Raw genomic sequence first — 20,001 nt, forward strand, 5'->3', positions numbered from 1 at the left:
GGATTTCAGGCACGGGTGGCAGCCCGTAGGGGAATCGAACCCCTCTTTCCAGGTTGAAAACCTGGCGTCCTAACCGATAGACGAACGGGCCAGCGTTGTGCGTGGCGCGGTAAGTAGGCAAATCCTCGGGGGGGCGCAAGAGGTTTTTTCGACCCGTGACACAGATTTTTCATGTGCCGCGGCGCGGGGCTCAACCCGCCCGCGCGGCGTCCTCCAGCCGAAGCTGAACCGACTGCCGGCCGTTCCAGACATTGACCTCGAGCCGCCCCGCCAGATGCACGCGGGCGCCGCCATGGCCTTCGAGAAACGGGCCGAGCGGACCGTCGAAGGCTCCGAAGGCAATGGCGTCGATGCGGGCGCCCAGCCCGTCGCCGAAGCTGATCTTCAGATGCGACTCGCCCACGCGGCGGACATGCTGGATGGCGCAGTCGGCAAAGGCGAAGCGGGGGGCAGGGGCCCCGGCTCCGAAGGGGCCCGCGCGCTCGATCTCGTCGATCAGCTCGACCGTGGCGGCGCCCGGCATCAGCAAGGCGTCAAGCCGCAGGTCGGCCGGTCCCATCGTTCCCGCGCCCTGCCGGGCCAGAAGCTCGCCAAGCCGCGCCATGGCGGGCTCCAGCCGGTCGCGGGCGACCGTCAGCCCCGCCGCCATCCGGTGGCCGCCGCCCTTGACGAGCAGCCCCTCGCCAGCAAGCCGGTGGATCGCGGCGCCCAGATCGACGCCGGAAACCGACCGGCCTGACCCCTTGCCCTCGTCGCCCTCGAAGCCGATCACCACGGCGGGGCGGTTGGTGGCCTCTTTCAGGCGGCTCGCGACGATGCCGACGACGCCCGGATGCCAGCCCTCGCCCGCCGCCCAGACCAGAGGGCCCTCGGTGCCGCGCGCCTCGGCCTGGTCGAGCGCTGCGGCCCGCACCGCGGCCTCGATCTCGCGCCGCTCGGTGTTGAGCTGGTCGAGCCGTTCGGCCAGCGCTGCGGCCTCGTCGGGGTCGGACGTCGCCAGCAGCCGGGCGCCCAGATCGGCCTGACCGATCCGGCCGCCGGCATTGACCCGGGGGCCGAGCAGGAAGCCCAGATGATAGGGCGTGGGGGCGCTGTTCATCCGCGCCACGTCGGCCAGCGCCACCAGACCGGGGCGCTGGCGCCGTGCCATGATCTTCAACCCCTGGCGCACCAGCGCGCGGTTGACCCCGGTCAGCGGCGCGACGTCGGCCACGGTGGCCAGCGCCACCAGATCCAGCGATTGCAGCAGGTCGGGGCCGCGCAGCCCACGCTCGCGCATCTGCCGGTTCACCTCGACCAGCAGCAGGAACACGACGCCCGCGGCGCAAAGATGGCCAAGGCTGCCATCCTCGTCCTGCCGGTTGGGGTTCACCACGGCCAGCGCGGGCGGCAGCGTCTCGGCGCCGAGGTGATGATCCAGCACCACGACATCGGTGCCGCTGGCCGCGGCGATGGGCTCGTGGCTGAGCGTGCCACAATCGACGCAGACGATCAGATCGTGATCGCGCGCCAGCGCCTGCATCGCCGGCACGTTGGGGCCATAGCCTTCGTCGATCCGGTCGGGGATATACAGCGTGGCGCCGTGGCCCATCGCGCGCAGCCAGGTCAGCAGCAGCGCGGCCGAGGCGCCGCCATCGACGTCGTAATCGGCAAAGACCGCGATCCTCTGGCGCCCGATCAGCGCCTCCAGCAGCCGCCCGGCGGCCCGGCCCATGTCGCGCAGCGACAGCGGGTCGGGCAGCAGATCCTTGAGGGTCGGGTCGAGGAAGGCGGGCACCGCCTCGGGCGCCACCCCGCGCCGGGCCAGCACGGCCGCGACGGCGGGGGGCAGCAAGGCGGTCTGCGCCAGAGCCTCGGCCTGGCGCGCCTCTTCCTCCGACGGGCCGACCCAGCGCCGCCCGGTGGCCGATGTCTCGACCCCCAGATACGCGCGCGTCATGCCTTACTTGGTGGGGTTGCGGTAGAACATCCGCCGCACCGACCCGGTCTTCGACCGCATCAGCAGGGTTTCGGAGGTCAGATACCCCACCTCGCGCTTGATCCCCGGCAGAAGCGAGCCGTCGGTGACGCCGGTCGCGGCGAAGATCACATCGGCCTGCACCAGGTCGTCGCGGGCATAGATCCGGTCCAGATCGGTGATCCCGGCCTTGGCCGCGCGGCCACGTTCGTCGTCGTTGCGGAACAAGAGCTTGCCCCACATCTGCCCGCCCATGCATTTCAGCGCGGCGGCGGCCAGCACGCCCTCGGGGGCGCCGCCCGAGCCCATGTACATGTCAATGCCGGTGCGGCCGCGATCGGCGCAATGCATGATGCCGGCGACGTCGCCGTCGGTGATCAGCCGGATCGCCGCGCCGGTCGAGCGGACCTCGGCGATCAGGTCCTCATGGCGCGGCCGTTCGAGGATGCAGACGGTAATGTCGTTGGTCCGGCCGCCCTTGGCGTCGGCAAGCACCTTGACCCGCTCGGTCGGGGACATGTCGAGCGAGACCAGATCCTCGGGAAAGCCCGGCCCGATGGCCAGCTTTTCCATGTAGACGTCGGGGGCATGCAGCATGGTGCCACGCGGGCCCATGGCGATCACTGCCAGCGCGTTCGGCATGTCCTTGGCGGTCAGCGTGGTGCCTTCCAGCGGATCGAGCGCGATGTCGACCGCCGGACCTTCGCCGGTGCCGACCTCTTCGCCGATGAAGAGCATGGGGGCCTCGTCGCGCTCGCCTTCGCCGATGACCACGACGCCCTTGATGTCGAGTTCGTTCAGACGCCGGCGCATCGCGTCCACCGCCGCCTGGTCGGCCGCCTTCTCGTCGCCGTGGCCGATCAGCTTGGCCGAGGCCATGGCCGCCGCTTCGGAGACCCGAGCCAGCCCGAGGGACAGCATCCGGTCGTTGAAATCGACAGGGGGGTTCTTGGTCATGGGAATGCCTTTTGGGACAGGAAATTTCTGTTGCGCCCATCTAGCCCCCCGCTCCCTGCAAGGGCAAGGGGGCGCGCCGACGCGGTCGGCTGGGTTGCGCCGGGCGCGCGGCCGTTGACAGCCAGCCCGCGTCGCGCCTTCCATGGCGCATGTGCGGACGCTTCGCGATCACGATGCCGACAGAGGCGATGGCCGAGCTCTTCGGGGCGGTGCCCGGCAACGATCTGCCCGGCGGACCCGACTACAACATCTGCCCCACCGACACGGTGGCCGCCGTGACCTCGGCCGAGGGGCTTCGGCGGCTGCGCCCGATGCGCTGGGGGTTCCTGCCGCACTGGTACAAGACCCCGGCCGACGGGCCGCTTCTGATCAACGCCCGCGCCGATACCGTGGCGCATAAGCCCGCCTTTGCTGCCGCCGCGCGCCAGCGGCGCTGTCTGATCCCGGCTTCGGGCTTCTACGAATGGCAGAAAGGTCCGCAGGACGCGCGGCTGCCCTGGTACATCGCCCGCAGCGACGGCGCGCCCCTTGCTTTCGCCGCGATCTGGCAGGATTGGGAGCGTGACGGCCGCAGCCTGACGACCTGCGCCATCGTCACCACCGAGGCCAACCGGGCGATGCAGCCGGTCCATCACCGGATGCCTGTGATCCTCGACCCCGACGACTGGCCCCTCTGGCTGGGCGAGGCGGGGCATGGCGCGGCGGCGCTGATGCGCCCGGCCAGGGACGGGGTGTTGTCGCTGCACCGGGTCGGGACGGCGGTGAACTCGAACCGCGCCGAAGGCCCCGAACTGATCGAACCGCTCGAGACGTGATGCCTCAGCCGGTCTCGCCGGGCCAGGTCCAGCGGCGGTCCATCTCGTCGAAAAGCGCCTTGAGGGCCTTCAGCTGGGGCGCCGGTCCGCGCGCGGCCATCTCGGTGACCAGTTGCGGCAGCAGACCGCAAAGGTCGGTATAGCGGATCAGCTCAAGCGCGCGGTCGTGGCGGTCGAATTCGCTGGTGCGGGGCGCGACCAGTTCCTCCAGAGACCGCGCGGCCCGCTTGGGCCAGACCGGGACGGCCACGGCCACCGGCTCGAAGCAAGTGGCGGCCCGGGTGCGGGGCAGCCGGTTCAGAAGCGCGGCGGCCACGGCGCGGTGCAGTTCGGGCGTCTGGCCGCGTGCGATCAGACGCAGCACGGGGGCGGGGACAGGCCCGTCCAGCCGGACCAGCGCCCGGATCTCGGTATCGCCCGGCGCGAAGGCCGCGCCCGCGAAGATGCGCTCGGCCTCGGTCTTGACCCGGCCGGGATCGGCGGCCAGCGCCTCGGCCAGGGCTGCGAAATCGGGCTTGCCGGGATGGCCCTCGACCAGCCCGCTGACAAGCCGCGGGACGTCGCTGGGCCGGGCGAGCCAGTCCAGCAGATCGCGTGCCAGAAGCGGCAGATGCGCAGGCACCGCGAAAAAGCTCTTGTCGGTCCGCGTCGCGGCCCGCAGCACGGCGCGCCCCAGCGTCGAGCCGGTCAGCCGCCGCACCAGCCGCAGCCCGGAGGGCGATTGCAGCATCGGAGATGTCTCGACTTCGGGCAGGCCAGGCGGCCGGTCCTGGCAAAGCGCGTCGAAATCGTAGAACGCTGCGCCAAGATCCACGCCCTCGGCGGCGATAAGCTTGGCATCCACCTCGCCCGAGGCGATCAGGCCGAACGGTCCGATCTCGCGCCAGCCGGAGGGCGGCGGCACGATCATCCCGGCCAGCGTCAATCGCCACAGCCAGTGATCCTGCCAGGGCGTCTCGACCGGCAGCGGCCGGGTCAGGTCGGGCCATTGCCCGATCCGCGACAGCGCGTCCCAGCCTAGAGTCGAGGCTCGCTCGAGCTCGAGATCGTCAAAGGCGGTTTCCATCGAAGCCTGAAGACGACGGTCGTTCAGTACCGTTCCCCCGTCGCTGTTTGGTCCGATCCATGTGGCAAGCAGAGGCGGGCCAAGCTCGGTAACTGTATCTCCACTCTGTTGTCCGGATGCCAGCGTCTGTTCCGGCATGAGCTGCCGGTCGAGTACCAACTTCTTGCGTGTGGCTCTTTCGGACGCTGTGGCGCGGGCGCCGGTCTGGCGCATGCTGCGCAGGTCCTCGGCCTCGCGGGCCTCGCGGGCCAGATCGGGGGGCAGCGCGTCGATTTCGGCGCGCGACAGGGCGCCCGCCCGGGGGGCGAAATGCTTCAGCAGGGCGCGGACCGACAGGCGCATCACCTCGAGATCCTCGCCCGCCAGCGACAGCACCGCGCCCGCGCGCTCGGGATGGGCGCGCAGCCAGTCGGTATCGCCCTTCAACGCCTGCAGATAGGCGGCCTCGTCGGGCAGGCCGTCGGCCTCATGGCGGGCGATGGCCGCGTCCAGCACCCGCAGATGGGCGGGCTCGGGCCGGGTCAGCATCATCGGCAGCATCACCCGGCGCACGTCGCGGCGGTGGCGAATGCGGGTACCGCCCGGTTCGGTGCTGACCAGCCAGACCTGTTCGCCCAGTGCCTTGAAGGCGGCGGCTGCGTGGCCCGGCGGGCTCAGGTCGACCCCGACCGCGGGCGCGATCACCCCGGCCAGCAGCGGCTCGGTCACCTCGCGCAGCAAAAGCCCCGGATGGGCCAGCGCCTTGATCGCGTCGCGGTCAAGCCCCTCGGGCAGGCCGCGCACCCTGAGCCGGTCGAGAAACCGGCTGTAAAGCGTCCGCAGGACGGTTTCGGCCGGCATCCCGGCCAGACCCTCGCGCCCGAGATCGTCGATCACCCGGGCGCGGTCCTTCGCAGCCAGCCCGTCCAGATGGCGCCCGGTCAGCAACAGGTGCAGCGGATGCCCGCCCACCGCCGCGACCAGCGCCGCCCGGGCCGGTTCGGGCAGCTCGGGGCAGCGCAGCGCCAGAAGCTCGCGCGCGTCCTCGGCCGCAAGCGCGGCCAGATCCAGCCAGGCATCGAACCAGAGCGCGCGCAGGCGATCGTCGACCGGTGGTGCGGTGCGCCCCGAGGCGATGGCCGTGATCGCGCCCGGGCCTTCGGGGGCCAGCATCGCCAGCCGGTCGAGCCAGGCCAGCAGCCGGTAGAACAGCGTGAAGGTCGGGCTTTCGGCAAAGGCGTCGCGCATGTCCTGCGCGGTGATTTCCTCGATGGTGTCCAGCACCACGGCGAAGGGCCGGGGCCCGGCCTCGGTCAGGATCGCGCGGGCATCTTCCAGCAGCAGGTCGGCTGCGCTGATAGTAGCCTCGCCGGTCATCGACTGGCGTTCCAGCGCGCGGGCGCTGCGGGCGGCCGAAAGCGGCCCGTCCAGCTCGGGCGCCTGCATGCCGATCTGGCGAGTGACCTCCTCGGTCCAGGCGACCGGGCCGCCATGGGCCAGCGTCGTCTGGTCGAAATCGAAGCTTATGACCCAGCGCGGCGGCACCAGCCCGCCAAGCCGGGGCGTCAGATCGGCCAGAAAGGCCGATTTTCCCATCCCGGGCGAGCCGGTGATCAGCATCACCCGCGCGAGCCGTCCCGGATCGCCCGCCAGCGTTTCGGCCGGGGCCGGGGCCGTGCCGCCGGTCATGAAGGCCAGCGCCGCCGTCCGTTCCGCGCCGCGCCCGGACAGCGCGCGCGGCAGCACCAGCTTGCGTCGCGCCGCCTCGGCCAGCTCGACCGAGCGTCTATAAAGCTCCATTTCGAAGGCGCGCACGGCCGCGCGGCGGTCGGCCGGGACCAGCGCCTGGGCCAGGATCGCTGCGCTGATCGCGGCGCGCAGCCGGGGCTGGCGGTCGTCGCCCTCGGGGCAAAGCGCGTCGGCATCGAGCGGCCCGGTGCCGGTCAGGCAGGCCCTCAGCGCGCGGCCGAAGGCGTCGTCCTTCAGCGGCGGGCGCTTGCGCCAGAGGCGGGCCAGCAGGTCGGGCTGGCGGACCAGCGCCTTCAGGGTCTGGGTGCGCTCGGCGGTGTGCATGGTCCAGAGGATGTCCCCGCCGCGCACCACCTCGTGGCACAGGGCCGCCAGCTGGCCCAGCGCCTCGGCCCGGCTGGCAGCGTCGGTCGCGGCATAAAGAAACCGCGCCGGGGCGAAGGGCCCGGACAGCGCGGCATGGGCGATGGCACGGCGGACGGGATCCGTCATGGCGCGCCGCCCGCGCCCAGAAACGCCTTTTGCGCATGGCGGGTCAGCAATCGCGCCAGCGCCTCGGTCGGGCAGCCGGGCGGCGCCGTGTCATCCCCGGTTGCCAGGCCGGACCGGGCCAGGTCGCGCAAGAGCGCGGCGAGGCGCGGCGGGAATTCGTCGGGCGGCATGTCGCGGGTCAGAAAGCCCTCGATCCAGGCCTTCAGCTCGGCCGGGCCGGGCGGCGCGGTCAGATATTCGACCAGCGTCGCGTCCTGCAGATCGCCCAGCCCCTCCAGCCGCTTGGGCAGCCCGGCCAGCACGATCCGCAGCCGCGGCTCGCTGACCGCGCGGCGGTAAAGCGCGACCAGATAGCTTGATGCGCCCCATTGGGTGCCGATCGGGTCGGCGTCGATATCGTCGATCATCAGCCAGACCGTCTTGCCCGGTGCGGCCGCCAGCAAAGCCTGCACCGTGCGGTCGACCAGCACCCCGGTCGCGTCGGCGTCGAGCGTGGTCTCGCCCGAGGCGCCGGGCAGGTCGACCCGGGCCTCTGGCCCCATCAGCCCGACGATCCGGCGCGCGGTGACGAAGGGGTCCGGGTCGATCTGCGAGGTCTCGATCAGCAGGACATGATGGCGGTCAGGCGGCAGGCAGGCGGACAGCACCCGGTGGGTGAAGCTGCGCCCGATCCGGGGCCGCCGCGCGCCGGTCTCGTCGGGGGCGGTCAGCACCGCGATGATGCGCGCCCGCCCGTCGATCGCGCGGTGAATGTGCTCCTGCAGCTGGGTCCGCCCCAGGATCGGAAGTGCGCGTCCCGGGCTCCAGTACAGCCGGGGCGGAACCCGGGCCAGTTCCGACGCCAGCGCCGCCCCGGCATCGCGTGCGATCAGCGCCAGCGGGATTGCCCGGTTCACCCGGTCGCCGCCCTGCGCGCCCGCCTCGAACCCGGCATCGTGCATCGCCACCGGCCGCTTGTCGCCGTCCAGCACCAGCCCGCCCGACGATCCGTGCAGCGCGTTCATCAGGTAATGGATGCGGGGCGGCAGCGGGTCGGCGTCGATCGCCAGTCCCTGCGGTGCGGGCGCGCGGACATTGCCCACCACCTTCATCGGCTGGCCGCGCGGAAACTGCCAGAGCTCGAGGCCGACGCCCACCGCGGGCGGTGCGGGGGCGGCGGCGATGTCGTAATGGCCGCGGGCATGGCCCGGCCGCCCGTCGAGCCGCAGGATCGCATAGTCGAGATGGTCCGCCAGCGCGGCGGCGGTTTCGGCGCTGGCGCCCGGCACGCTGGGGCTGGCGGCGAAAAGCCAGTCGGGACTGCCCCGGATCTCGACCGGCGGCACCAGTTCGCGCTGACCCATGTGATAGTCGAACCGGACCAGCGGGGCCGCGTCCGGCTTCGGCGTCCCGGCGACCGGATCGAGCAGCCCGGCCACGACATGGTGGTTGGTCAGCACCAGATGCGGCCCGATCAGAAAGCCCGATCCCAGCTCTTCGGCAATGGTTTTGCCGGGCGCGTTCGGGTCGGGCTTTTCGCAGAGGATCAGGCAGCAGCGCCGCAGCGCGTTCATGGTGCCGGTCGTGACATCCAGCGCGGCCGCGAAATGCTGGCTGGCATTGGCGATGCTCTGCAGCTCGGGCCGGGCGTCCTCGTTGACCCCGGCCGAAAGGTCGGCGAATTTCTGGAACACGAATTCGACCAGCCAGCCATCGGCATTGGCCCGCTCCATCGCCGCGGCGAAATCCATCCGGTCGCGTTCGGCCCCGGCGGGCAGCGGGTCGATCTGGTTGCGGGTCTCGGCCAGTTCCATGAAGCTCGGGGCCCGGTGCCGGACACCGATCTCGTCGAAGGCGGTCTCGAACACGCTGCGCGAGACCCGCAGGCCCCGCGCAAGGCGCATGATCGCCGCCGTCGGAATGGCGTCGGGCATTGCGGTCAGATCCAGGCGGCGCCGGGGATCGGCCCAAGGTGGCTCTGGTCCACCCGCCCCAGCGCATGGGCCTTGTTGGCGGTCAGCGGCGCGCCGCTGAAATGCAGCCCCGCGACCGAGGGCGTCGCGGTGAACTGCACCAGCACCGAGCCCGAATTGCCGCCGAGCGTGGTGCAGTCATGGCTGGCGGCCCAGCCCTCGCTGTCGCCCGGCAGCATGCCCGGCCCCTGGATGATCCGGCCCGGAGCCACGTATTTGCGACCGTAATCGGTGCCGAAGATCTCGCGCAGCCGATTGCCGATCTCGCGGCTGACCGCGCCGGTCGCAGGGTCCACAAAGGCCGACCGGCCCGGCCGGGCGGGATAGCCGATCACCACCATGTCGGCCGCCTCGTCCATCTGCCGCGCCAGCGGCAGCGCGCGCGGCAGGCCCGGGGCGGTCGCGTCGAGGCTCAGCAGCGCCATGTCCAGATGGCCCAGCCGCTCGACCCCGTTGATCGGATCGGGCCCGGCCATGACGACGCCGGTCAGCGCGTGGCGCTGGCTGCCATCGGCGGTTTCGGAAAAGTCGATGGTGACGGCCCCGCGGCCCAGCCGCCAGAGACTGCCGCCGGGACCGGCGATCTCGTCGGCGCAGGCTTCCAGCACATGGCGGTTGGTCATCACCCGGCCGCCGCCGATCAGGAAGCCGGTGCCGATATGGGTGCCGTCGAGGTCGATCCGCCCAACCGACCGGGTCCAGTCCGGCAGGTTGACCACCAGCCCCAGGAAGGGCGCCCAGTCGCCCGCCAGCGGATCGTCGGTATCGACGCTGCCGTCGATTACCCGGAAGGCGGGGCGGTCCTGGATCTGCACAAGCGCCTCGAGCGTGATGCGGCCGGGCAGGTCCAGCTCGTCCAGCCGGTTCTCGGCCGCCATGCGGATCACCTCTTCGGCGCCTTCCAGCATCCGGGCCTGCGCGTCGCGGTCGCCAAGCCCGGTGGCCTGCAGCCGGTCGAGACTGGCGCGGGTGCGCGCCATCAGCCGCCCCGCGCCCTCGCCCGCAAGGCGCGCCCGGGCCTCGGGTTCGGTCAGGTTCGCGCTCGATTCCGCGGTGCCGGGCTGGCCTGCCGCCAGCAGCTTCGCGTATTGCGCCGAGGGGCCGGTCGCCGCGATCAGCGGCGGCGTGAAGGCGCCCGCATCGGACCGCGCGGCCAGCCCGCGCATCACCGGCTCGGGCATGTGGCGCACAAGCCCGGCGCTGGGGCGTGGGCTCGCCGTGGTCTCGACCGCGACGCCCGCCGCCCGGTTCTCGCGCAGCCAGGCATCGTTCAGCAGATAGACCGCCTCGGTGCCGACCCGGGGCCAGTCGCCGTCGCCCATCTCGATGGCGTCAAAGCTGTCCTCCAGCGCGGCGAGGATCGCATCGTCCTCGGTCGGGGGCGCGGATTCGGGCGCCGCGAGCGGGCTGATGCGCGACAGGTCGAGCCGCAGAAGCGCGTCGGCATCGACGATCCCCGCCCCCATGCCTTGCGGCCAGCCCGCGGGCCGCCGTGCCGTCGCCTTCAGAGCCGTGCGGAAGAGGTCGGTGACGGTGATGCCCACCCGCGCGGCCTCGTCCCTGACCTTCTGGCGCCCCAGATGCTGGACCCAGAGCGCGGCCACGCCCGCCGTCAGCGCGGTCGCGAACGAGGTGCCCTGACTGGGCTCGGTCGTGCCCTGGCCGTTGTCGCCGGGCTTGCGGCGCGCGACGCGGACATTCTCGGCCGGGGCGGCGGCAGCCACCTGGCGGCCGCGGCTGGTGCCCTTCCAGGGCTTGTCCAGATGGTTGGTCCCGGCCATGCCCACCACGTTTGGGTCGCGCGCGGGATAGACCACGATCGGCTGCACGCAATTGCCTGCCGCCGAGACGATCACGATCCCGGCCTGCGCGGCCGTCCGCAGCGCCGCCGCCATCGCCGGGGAATAAAGCGCGCCGCCCAGCGACATCGAGATCACGTCGGCGCCCGCATGCACTGCATGCAGGATCGCCTTGGCGACCGGCGTCGGGTCGAGCCCCAGAACCACCGCGTCGAGACAGCGGATCGGCGCCACCTTCGCCCCCGGCGCGGCGCCGAATACCCGGCCCGCCGCGCGGCTGGCCACGGTCGAGGAGGTCGCGGTGCCATGGCCCGGATTGCCCATGGCCGTCGACAGCGGATCGGTCGGGTCGGCGGTGCCGGTCAGCGTGTTCCAGGCGCGGCTTAGATCCAGCGCGCCCGCAAGTTCGGGATGGTCGGCGACCCCGGTATCGGGCTGGGCCACCAGCATGCCCTGCCCGGTGATGCCACGCGCCCAGACCGGCTTGACGTTGATCGCGCTTACCGCCCAGTCGTCAGGCAGCGCCTCGTCCTTCGCCACCCAGCAGGTGAGGGTGAGAAAGGCATCGGCCACGCTTTCGACCCGCTCGGGGTCCTCGGGCGCCCCGACGAAGCTGGCGCGGATGTCGGGCACCGCCGAAACCAGCTGCATCTCTTCGACCAGCGTGTCGGCCGCGTCGAACAGGGCCTCGGGCGAGACCCGCCGCCGGACACCGGGAAACTGCAGCACCAGAAACTGCGGCAGCAGCGGGTCGAGCGGGTCGAGGCTGAAGCGATCGCCGCCAAGCATCCCCGCGAGGCGCGCGCGCTGGGCCTCGCAATCGGGCGCCGAGGCGTATTCCAGGGTGAACCTTAGCCGGTCCGGCGGCAGGCCGGGCTCGGCCTCGGGTGCCGCGACCGATTGTGCGGCAACAAGCAATTCAAGCGTCATCAAAAAAGCCCCCCTAAAATCCCCTTCGGAAAGTATGCGCGCGAACGCCTCAAAAACCAAGACTGGCCTCGGGCGGCGGGTGCCGCCCCTTGCGCCGCTGCGCGGTTTCCGCTAGCTCGGCAGGCTTCTTGCGTCAGGGAGTCCCGCCATGTCCGCCCCGCTTGCCCCCGCCCCGCTTGCCATCGACTTCGGAACCTCGAACTCGGCCGCGGCGATGCTGGCCGGGGGCAAGGTGCAGAGGCTGGCCATCGAGCCCGGTGCCGAGACCCTGCCCACCGCCGTCTTCTTCCCCGAGGACCGGTCGGCGATGCGGATCGGTTTGGCCGCCGCCGAGGCGCTGATCGCGGGCGACGAAGGCCGCTATATGCGCGCGCTTAAAAGCGTTCTGGGCACGCCGCTTTTCCACGAGGCGCGCCCGATCGGCGGCAAGCGGCGGACGCTGGCCGAGATCGTCACCGCCTTTCTGGCCGAACTGAAGACCCGCGCCGAGGCCGATGCGGGCACCCGCTTCGACCGGGTCCTGTCGGGCCGCCCGGTGCATTTCCACAGCGCCGATCCGGTCCGCGACGCCGCCGCCGAGGCAGATCTGCGCGGTTGTTACGAGGCGGCGGGCTTTCGCGAGGTGGGCTTCCGCTTCGAGCCCGAGGCTGCCGCGCTGGCCGCCAGCGCCGATGCCCGGGCGGACGCTCTGGGGCTGATCGTCGATATCGGCGGCGGCACCTCGGATTTCTCGGTCTTCCGCGCGGCCCCCGGCGGCATCGAGATCCTCGCCAGCCACGGTATCCGGCTTGGCGGCACCGATTTCGACCATGCCGTCTCGATGGCCCATGCGATGCCTCTTCTGGGGCTTGGCGGCGAGCTGCGCCGCAGTCTCGGCGAGGGGCTGCTGCCGGTGCCGAAGGCGATCTATGTCGATCTGTCGACCTGGGCGATGATCCCCTTCCTGTACACGCGCGAGACCGAACGGGCGGTGGCCGACATGGAACGCCACGCGGTCGACGCGCCAGCGATGGGGCGGCTTGGCCATGTGATCGGCGCGCGGCTGGGTCACGAACTGGCCTTCGCGGTCGAGGCGGGCAAGATCGCGGCCAATGGCGGCGGCGCGGCGGCGCGGATCGAGATGGACCGGATCGAACGCGGCCTTGGCGCCCCGATCACGGCGGGCTCGCTGAACGCGGCGCTCGCGCCGTACCGCGAGCCGCTCAGGATGGCGATCTATGAAACCCTGATGCTGGCCCAGGCGCGCCCCGACCGGATCGGCGCGGTGGTGCTGGTCGGCGGCTCGAGTTTGATGGGCCTGATCGAGGCCGAGGCCCGCGCGGTCTGTCCCGGCGCCGCGCTGCGCCGGTCCGAGGCCTTTACCGCTGTCGTCGACGGGCTGGCCCTGGCCACCGCCGATATCTGACGCGGCGGCGTTTTCGCCGGGCGTTAACCTTCTCATTCCCGTCATGTGGCGCTGCTAGGGCTGGCCACGGCTCCGCAAAGGGGGCGCGCAGGGGGCCGCGGGGGGCGGTCCTCGCAACGGGGAGAATTCACCATGCCTGAACTCGCATCGACCGGGTCCGGTCTTGTGCTGACCGCCATCGTCGACGGCCCGCTGAGCGGCGGGCTTCCCAAGGCCATCGAGCTTTATGCCCTTGAAGACATTGCCGACCTGTCGGTCTACGGGCTTGGCTCGGCCAATAATGGCGGCGGTACGGACGGGCAGGAATTCGGGTTTCCCCCCGTTTCGGTGCAGGCGGGCAGCTATCTTTACCTGGCCACCGAATCGACCGGCTTCGCGGCCTTCTTCGGCTTTGCCCCGGACTTCGTCTCGGCCACCGCGGCCTCGATCAACGGCGACGATGCGATCGAGCTGTTCCTGAACGGCACCGTGGTCGATACCTTCGGCACGCCCGACGCCTCGGGCTCCGGCACCGTCTGGGACTATCGCGACGGCTGGGCCGCGCGCAATCCGGGCACCGGCCCGAGCCCGGTCTTCGACCCCGCCGACTGGACCTATTCGGGCGCCGACGCGCTGGACGACGCGACCGCCAATGCCTCGGCCGCCGCGCCGGTGCCGCTGGCCGGTTACGGCGCCGCCGCGCAGGCGCTGGTGATCAACGAGGTGCTGGGCAGCACCACCGGCACCGATGTCGAATATGTCGAGCTTTACGGCACGCCCGGCCAGTCGCTGGCGGGGCTGAGCCTGATCGTGGTCGAAAGCGACGCTCAGTCGGATAACGGCCATATCGACGCCCGGATCGACTTTGGCGCGGGGGACACGCTGGGCACCAACGGGTTCTTCCTGGTCGGCACCGCGTCGGTCGCGCAGGCCTATGGCGTGACGCCCGATCTGGTGATCGCGACCAACACCATCGAAAACTCCAGCTACACTCTGGCCCTGGTCGAGACCGCCTCGCTGTCGGGCACCAGCGTCACCGGCATGGAAACCGTGATCGACAGCCTCGGCGTGACCGATGGCGAGGGCGCGGGGTCCTTTGCCTTCGGCGCGCCGGTCGTCGGTCCCGATGGCAGCTTCCTGCCCGCGGGCGCGCGCCGTGCCGAGGACGGTGTCGATACCGACAGCGCGGCCGATTTCGTGCTGGCCGATTTCAACCTTGGCCCGGCCAACACCCCCACCGCCGCCACGCGCGAGGTCGGCGGGGACTATGCCGATGTCTTCATCCACGACATTCAGGGCGAAACCGACCTGGCCGACGGCACGCTGGTCGGCGTCGCCGGAGCCGCCGACGAAAGCCCGATGCTGGGCGCGGCGGTCCGGGTGCAGGCGGTCGTGACCCAGGTCATGCCGGGGCTCGGCGGCTTCTATATCCAGGAAGAGGACAGCGATGCCGATGGCAATGCGAAGACCTCGGAAGGGATCTTCGTTGCCTCGACGCTGGCGGTTGCGCCGGGCGATCTGGTGACGGTCGAGGGCATCGTCGCCGAAACCGGCGGCGAGACCCGGATCAATGCCGACACTGTAGCGGTCGACGGCACGGCCGCGCTGCCCGAGGCCACGGTCATCGCGTTCCCCACCGCGACGGTGCTGGTCGATGCCGATGGCGACTATGTCGCCAATCTCGAGGCTTATGAGGGCATGCTGGTCACCATTCCCGAAGAGATGAGCGTGACCGAGATGTTCCAGCTGGACCGGTTCGGCACGATCCGGATCAGCTCGGAGGGCCAGTTGGTCACCTATACCGAGATCTTCGAGCCCGGCGTCGAGGGTTATGCCGCCTATCTGAAGGAGGTGGCGGCGCGGTCGCTGGTGCTCGATGACGGGTCGGACGCGCAGAACCCGGCCGAGATTCTGGTGCCCTTCCTCGGCGAGGACGGCACGCTGGATGGCGGCGACGTGATCCGGATGGGCGATGTCTATACCGGGCTGACCGGGGTTCTCAGCTATTCCGAGGACAGCGCCTCGAGTTCGGAAGAGCCCGAATACCGCATCCACCTGCCGCAGGCGGGCGAATTGACCGCCACCAATCCGCGGAGCGATGCCCCCGAGGATGTGGGCGGCAGCCTGACCGTCGCGTCCTTCAACGTGCTGAACTACTTCACCACCATCGACACCAATCCCGGCAGCAACAACGGCCCTTACAATACCGGGCCTGGGGGGGATGAAGAGCCGCGCGGCGCGAATGCGTTCTCCTATGACGGGCTGACCGAGTTCGACCGCCAGGAGGCCAAGCTGGTGGCCGCGATCAAGGCGGTGGCGGCCGATGTGGTGGGCCTGATCGAGATCGAGAACGACCCGCTGGGCTCGACCTCGCTGGCCGCGCTGGTGGCGGCGCTGAATGCCGAGGGCTGCAGCTATGCCTATGTCGATACCGGCCCGATCGAGGGCGCGATGGGCGGCCCGGTCGAGGGCGACGCGATCAAGGTGGGCTTCCTCTACAACACCGAGACCGTGTCGCTGACCGGCGATTTCGCGATCCTCGACGAAACCGTCGACAGCCGCTTTGCGACCGAGGGCGTACAGCGCCCGGCGCTGGCCCAGACCTTCACCGAAACCGCCAGCGGCGAAAGCTTCACCGCCGTCGTGACCCATCTGAAATCCAAGGGCTCGGTTCTGCCGGGCGACGAGGATATTGGCGATGGGCAGGGTGCCAATAACGCAACCCGGACCGAGGCCGCCAAGGCGCTGGCCGACTGGCTGGCCTCTGATCCGACCGGCTCGGGCGACCCGGATGTCCTGATCATCGGCGATCTGAACGCCTACACGAAAGAAGACCCGGTCAAGGCCATCGAGGCGGGCGCCGATGACATCGCGGGCACCGCGGACGACTTTGTCAACGTCGTCACGCAATACGATCCCGACGGCTATTCCTATGTCTTCGACGGCATGACCGGCTCGCTTGATCATGCGCTGGCCAGCGGCAGCCTTGCGGGCCAGGTGACCGGCGCCACGATCTGGAACATCAATGCCGACGAGGCCGATGCGCTCGACTACAACCTCGATTACGGCCGCGACGGGTCGCTTTACACCGCCGATCCCTACCGCGCCTCGGATCACGATCCGGTGGTGGTCGGGCTCGATCTGCAAAGCGCGCCCCGCATCTTCACGCTGGAAATCCTGCATGTCTCGGACCAGGAGGGCAGCGCCTCGTCCGTGAAGGCGGCGCCGAACCTCTCGGCGGTGATGAACGCGCTTGAGGCGCAGGATCTGGGCAATGACGGGCTTGGCGACAACACCATCCGGCTGAGCTCCGGCGACGCCTTCATCCCGGGCGTCTTCTTCGAAGCCTCGGCCGCGGTCTTCGGGTCGGGCGGGATCGCCGATATCCAGATCCAGAACGAGCTGGGCTTCGACGCCATCGCGTTGGGCAACCATGAATTCGACAAGGGCACGGCGGTGCTGGCCGGTCTGATCTCGGGCGGCGCGGCGGGCGATTTCTCGGCGCTGACGGGGTCCGCGCTGGCCGGGCAGGACTTCACCGGCACCCTCTTCCCCTATCTCTCGGCCAATCTCGACGTCTCGACCGATGCGAACCTCGCCCCGCTTACGGCGGCGGGCGGGCAGGCGCCGCAGGGCAATTCGATCACCTCGTCGACCGTTCTCGACGTCAATGGCGACCTGATCGGGATCGTGGGCGCGACCACGCCGACGCTGGGCCGGATCTCGAGCCCGGGCGGCGTGACGATCTCGCCCGACTGGGAGGGCACGCAACCGACCGAGGCCGAGCTTGACGCGCTGGCCGCGGTCATTCAGGCCGAGGTCGATGCGGTGCTGGCCGCCAATCCTGGGATGAACAAGGTCATCCTGATGGCGCATATGCAGATCCTCGGGATCGAGCTGGCGCTGGCCTCGCGGCTGTCGGATGTCGATGTGATCTTGGCGGGCGGGTCGAACACGCTGCTGGCGGACGAGACCGACCGGCTGCGCGATGACGACGCGGCGCAGGGCACCTATCCGCAATTCGTCACCGACGCCGATGGCAACACCGTCGCGGTGGTCAACACGGACGGGTCCTACAAATATGTCGGCCGGCTGGTGATCGACTTCGACGAGGACGGGCACATCCTGGCCGACAGCTACGATGCCGAGGTTTCGGGCGCCTATGCGACCGACGATCAGGGCGTGGCGGATCTGGGCGCCGAAGACCTCGTCGATCCCGAGATCCAGGCGATTGCCGATGCCATCGGCGCGCAGATTGTGGCGACCGAGGGCAATGTCTTCGGCATTTCCGAGGTGTTCCTGAACGGCAACCGGTCGGGCACCGGCGCGGCGGGCGACACTGACGGGGTTCGCACCCAGGAAACCAACCTGGGCGACCTGACCGCCGATGCCAACCTTGCGGCGGCCCGGGCGGTCGATGACGGGGTGCTGGTCTCGATCAAGAACGGCGGCGGCATCCGCGCCTCGATCGGCGAGACCGTGGTGCCCGCGGGCGGCACAGACTACGTGCGTCAGGCCAATGGCGAGATCGTCGATGCGGACGGCGAAATCGTCAAACCCGAGGGCGGCATCAGCGAGACCGACATCAAGGCGACGCTGGCCTTCAACAACGCGCTGTCGCTGGTCACGGTCACCCGGGCCGATCTGGTCGCGATCCTTGAACACGGGGTCGCCGCGGCACCCTCGGCGGCGGGCCAGTTCCCGCAGGTCTCGGGCGTGCAGTTCAGCTTCGATCCCGATCTGCCGGCGGGCAGCCGCATCGTTTCGGCCGCGATCACCGATGCCAATGGCAACGACCTCGACGTGCTGGTGCGCGACGGCGAACTGGTGGGCGATGCCGACGGGCTGGTCCGGGTCGTGACGCTGAATTTCATGGCCGATGGCGGCGACGGCTATCCCTTCCCGCAGGAGGCGGCCTATACCGACCGGGTCGATCTGGCCGATCTCGACGGCGACGGCACCGCGGACGGCACCCTGTCGGGGGTTGCCACCTTCGCCGCCGACGGCACCGAACAGGATGCGCTGGCCGAATACCTGGCCGCCAATTATGGCGATGCCGACAGCGCCTTCGATCTGGCCGATACCGGGGCCGAGGGCGACGAGCGGATCCAGAACCTCAACTACCGCGAGGATACGGTGATCGACGCCCCGGCGCTGACGCTGGTGGCGGGAACCGACGGCAATGATCGTCTGACGGGCACCGATGGCGACGATCTGGTGGTCTCGGGCGCGGGCTTCTACGAAACCATGCTGGGCGGGGCCGGGGCCGATCTCTTCTACTTCGGCGACGAGGCGCTGAACGGCAGCCGCGAGCGCGACGTCGTGCTGGACTACGAAGTCGGGGTCGACCGGATCGCGCTGGGCCAGGGGGTCGAGATCGCCGGGATCGTCCAGTCCGGAACCAACGTCGTGGTCTATCTCGATGACCCGCTGGGCCAGGACGACGCGATCTATGTCCGGGGCAGCGGCGTGACGGCGGCGAATATCGACTTCATGCACGATTACACGTTCATGGGCGCCTGAACCTTGCCCGGGCCGGGGGAAACTCCTCCGGCCCGGGTCTTTTCGGCAGGCCGCGCCGCGCGGCCCGGGGGTGGGCCGCAGGACCGGCGGACGCTGCCGAAGCGCTTGCGGTTCAGGCCGCGGCGGCCTGAACGATCTCGGCCAGGGCGGCGGTCAGGCGGTCGACCTCGGCCAGCGTGTTGTAATGCACCATCGACACCCGCAGCACACCGCCATCGCCGGTTTCCCCCAGCGCCTCGACCAGCCGCCGGGCGTGGAAATCGCCATGGCGGATGGCGATGCCGTAGCCGTCCATCGCCCGCGTCATCGCCGCCGAATCGAGCCCGTCGAAGCGGAAGGACACGGTCGGCACCCGCGCCGCGTCACCCGTTTGGGCGGGGCCGATCACCCGGCAGTCGTTGCGGGCGTTCAGCCAGGACAGCAGCCGGTCTGTCAGCAGGGCCTCGTGGCGCGCAATGGCGTCGAACCCGGCGGCCACCCGGTCGCGCAGGCTGGCATCGGCGGCCGCCCCGGCGCGGGTGCCCAGCGCCGCCAGATACTCGACCACCCCTTCGGTGCTGTAGGCGAGCTCGTAATTGGGGTTGCCGGGTTCGAGTTTGCCGGGGACTTTGTCCTTGCCGTAGAAGTAGTGATAAAGCCCGTCGAGCCGCAGCAGCAGGTCGTACTTGCCATACATGATCGCGGTATGCGGCCCGTAGGTCTTGTACAGGCTGAAGACGTAGTAATCGACATCCCAGCCCTGCACGTCGATCAGCCGGTGCGGCGCATAGGCGACGGCATCGACGACGATCTGCGCGCCATGGTCATGGACGAACCGCGCGATCCGGGCCACCGGGGTGATATGGCCGAGGATGTTCGAGACATGGGTGACGCAAACCAGCCGCGTCCGGTCGGACATCAGCGGCGCGAGATCCTCGAGGTTCAACTCGCAGGTCTCGGGGTCGAGCGGCCAGATCCTGACCTCGACCCCGAATTCGCGCAGCCGCATCCACGGGCCGATATTGCTTTCATGGTCGGCCATGGTCACGACGATCTCGTCGCCGGGCCGGAACTGGCTACGCATCGCGGCGGCAAGCGTCTGCATCAGCACTGTGGTCGAGGGGCCGAAGACGATCTCTTCGGGGCGGGCCGCATTGACCAGCGTCGCCGCCGCCCGGCGCCCGCGCATCAGCGCCTCGGCGGCGTCGAGCGAGACCTGATAGCTGCCGCCGATCTGCACGTTGCGATGGGTCAGGAACTCGGTCACCCGGTCGATGGCGCCGCGCACGGTCTGCGCGCCCCCGGCATTGTCGAAGAACACCCAGTCGTCGCGCAGGCCGGGAAACTGGCTTTGCACGAACGCCATGTCGAGCGGGTCGGTCGGTTCGGTCATCGTCTGTCCTTGTCGGTAGAAGATCG

At 70.3% G+C, this 20,001-nt stretch carries 9 protein-coding genes and 1 tRNA gene; 3 read left to right on the plus strand and 7 right to left on the minus strand.

The genetic code is table 11. The annotated features are described in order from the left end of the window. Nucleotides 1-16 precede the first annotated feature (16 nt). The 3 genes from C8N38_RS14935 to glpX all read right to left on the minus strand — a co-directional run bounded on the left by C8N38_RS14935 (nucleotide 17) and on the right by glpX (nucleotide 2,914). Nucleotides 17-91 (minus strand) — tRNA-Glu (locus C8N38_RS14935). 99 nt (nucleotides 92-190) lie between these two features. Next, nucleotides 191-1,939 (minus strand): single-stranded-DNA-specific exonuclease RecJ, encoded by a 1,749-nt coding sequence (gene recJ / locus C8N38_RS14940; protein WP_108027961.1) that lies wholly within the window; start codon nucleotides 1,937-1,939, stop codon nucleotides 191-193. Between the two features lie 3 nt (nucleotides 1,940-1,942). Continuing rightward, nucleotides 1,943-2,914, minus strand: coding sequence for a class II fructose-bisphosphatase (glpX, locus tag C8N38_RS14945; RefSeq protein WP_108027962.1), 972 nt, complete (start codon nucleotides 2,912-2,914; stop codon nucleotides 1,943-1,945). 149 nt (nucleotides 2,915-3,063) lie between these two features. Between glpX and C8N38_RS14950 the strand changes: the two genes are divergently transcribed. Next, the gene (locus C8N38_RS14950) at nucleotides 3,064-3,729 is read left to right on the plus strand and encodes an SOS response-associated peptidase (protein WP_108027963.1); all 666 of its coding nucleotides are present in this window, start codon (nucleotides 3,064-3,066) and stop codon (nucleotides 3,727-3,729) included. Nucleotides 3,730-3,733: 4 nt separating this feature from the next. Here C8N38_RS14950 and C8N38_RS14955 read toward each other — a convergent pair whose 3' ends face one another. Genes C8N38_RS14955 through C8N38_RS14965 form a run of 3 tightly spaced genes read right to left on the minus strand, consistent with a single transcriptional unit; the run spans nucleotide 3,734 to nucleotide 11,696 of the window. Next, the gene (locus C8N38_RS14955) at nucleotides 3,734-7,015 is read right to left on the minus strand and encodes a hypothetical protein (RefSeq protein ID WP_108027964.1); all 3,282 of its coding nucleotides are present in this window, start codon (nucleotides 7,013-7,015) and stop codon (nucleotides 3,734-3,736) included. Beyond that, nucleotides 7,012-8,928 carry a trypsin-like serine peptidase gene (locus C8N38_RS14960; RefSeq protein ID WP_108027965.1) on the minus strand — a complete coding sequence of 639 codons (1,917 nt, stop codon included), beginning with the start codon at nucleotides 8,926-8,928 and terminating at the stop codon, nucleotides 7,012-7,014. The genes C8N38_RS14955 and C8N38_RS14960 overlap by 4 nt, the downstream gene beginning before the upstream one ends. 5 nt (nucleotides 8,929-8,933) lie before the next feature. Further along, complete coding sequence (locus C8N38_RS14965) at nucleotides 8,934-11,696, minus strand: S8 family serine peptidase (RefSeq protein WP_108027966.1); 2,763 nt, start codon at nucleotides 11,694-11,696, stop codon at nucleotides 8,934-8,936. Between the two features lie 148 nt (nucleotides 11,697-11,844). Between C8N38_RS14965 and C8N38_RS14970 the strand changes: the two genes are divergently transcribed. Continuing rightward, the gene (locus C8N38_RS14970; RefSeq protein WP_108027967.1) at nucleotides 11,845-13,101 is read left to right on the plus strand and encodes an Hsp70 family protein; all 1,257 of its coding nucleotides are present in this window, start codon (nucleotides 11,845-11,847) and stop codon (nucleotides 13,099-13,101) included. A gap of 132 nt (nucleotides 13,102-13,233) precedes the next feature. Beyond that, nucleotides 13,234-18,603 (plus strand): ExeM/NucH family extracellular endonuclease, encoded by a 5,370-nt coding sequence (locus C8N38_RS14975; RefSeq protein ID WP_146176292.1) that lies wholly within the window; start codon nucleotides 13,234-13,236, stop codon nucleotides 18,601-18,603. A gap of 112 nt (nucleotides 18,604-18,715) precedes the next feature. On the opposite strand, the gene C8N38_RS14980 is transcribed toward C8N38_RS14975, so the two are convergent. Next, nucleotides 18,716-19,975 carry a cysteine desulfurase-like protein gene (locus tag C8N38_RS14980; RefSeq protein WP_245895765.1) on the minus strand — a complete coding sequence of 420 codons (1,260 nt, stop codon included), beginning with the start codon at nucleotides 19,973-19,975 and terminating at the stop codon, nucleotides 18,716-18,718. Nucleotides 19,976-20,001: the final 26 nt, after the last annotated feature.

The organism is Rhodovulum kholense (genome assembly GCF_003053725.1).
In the GTDB taxonomy this organism is placed as follows: domain Bacteria; phylum Pseudomonadota; class Alphaproteobacteria; order Rhodobacterales; family Rhodobacteraceae; genus Rhodovulum; species Rhodovulum kholense.

What these genes read in the sequence shown, in the direction of transcription:
- C8N38_RS14955 (WP_108027964.1), bottom strand. Translation starts at nt 7,015, where the DNA reads ATGACGGATCCCGTCCGCCGTGCCATCGCCCATGCCGCGCTGTCCGGG.
- glpX (WP_108027962.1), bottom strand. Translation starts at nt 2,914, where the DNA reads ATGACCAAGAACCCCCCTGTCGATTTCAACGACCGGATGCTGTCCCTC.
- C8N38_RS14970 (WP_108027967.1), top strand. Translation starts at nt 11,845, where the DNA reads ATGTCCGCCCCGCTTGCCCCCGCCCCGCTTGCCATCGACTTCGGAACC.
- C8N38_RS14980 (WP_245895765.1), bottom strand. Translation starts at nt 19,975, where the DNA reads ATGACCGAACCGACCGACCCGCTCGACATGGCGTTCGTGCAAAGCCAG.
- C8N38_RS14975 (WP_146176292.1), top strand. Translation starts at nt 13,234, where the DNA reads ATGCCTGAACTCGCATCGACCGGGTCCGGTCTTGTGCTGACCGCCATC.
- C8N38_RS14960 (WP_108027965.1), bottom strand. Translation starts at nt 8,928, where the DNA reads ATGCCCGACGCCATTCCGACGGCGGCGATCATGCGCCTTGCGCGGGGC.
- C8N38_RS14950 (WP_108027963.1), top strand. Translation starts at nt 3,064, where the DNA reads ATGTGCGGACGCTTCGCGATCACGATGCCGACAGAGGCGATGGCCGAG.
- recJ (WP_108027961.1), bottom strand. Translation starts at nt 1,939, where the DNA reads ATGACGCGCGCGTATCTGGGGGTCGAGACATCGGCCACCGGGCGGCGC.
- C8N38_RS14965 (WP_108027966.1), bottom strand. Translation starts at nt 11,696, where the DNA reads ATGACGCTTGAATTGCTTGTTGCCGCACAATCGGTCGCGGCACCCGAG.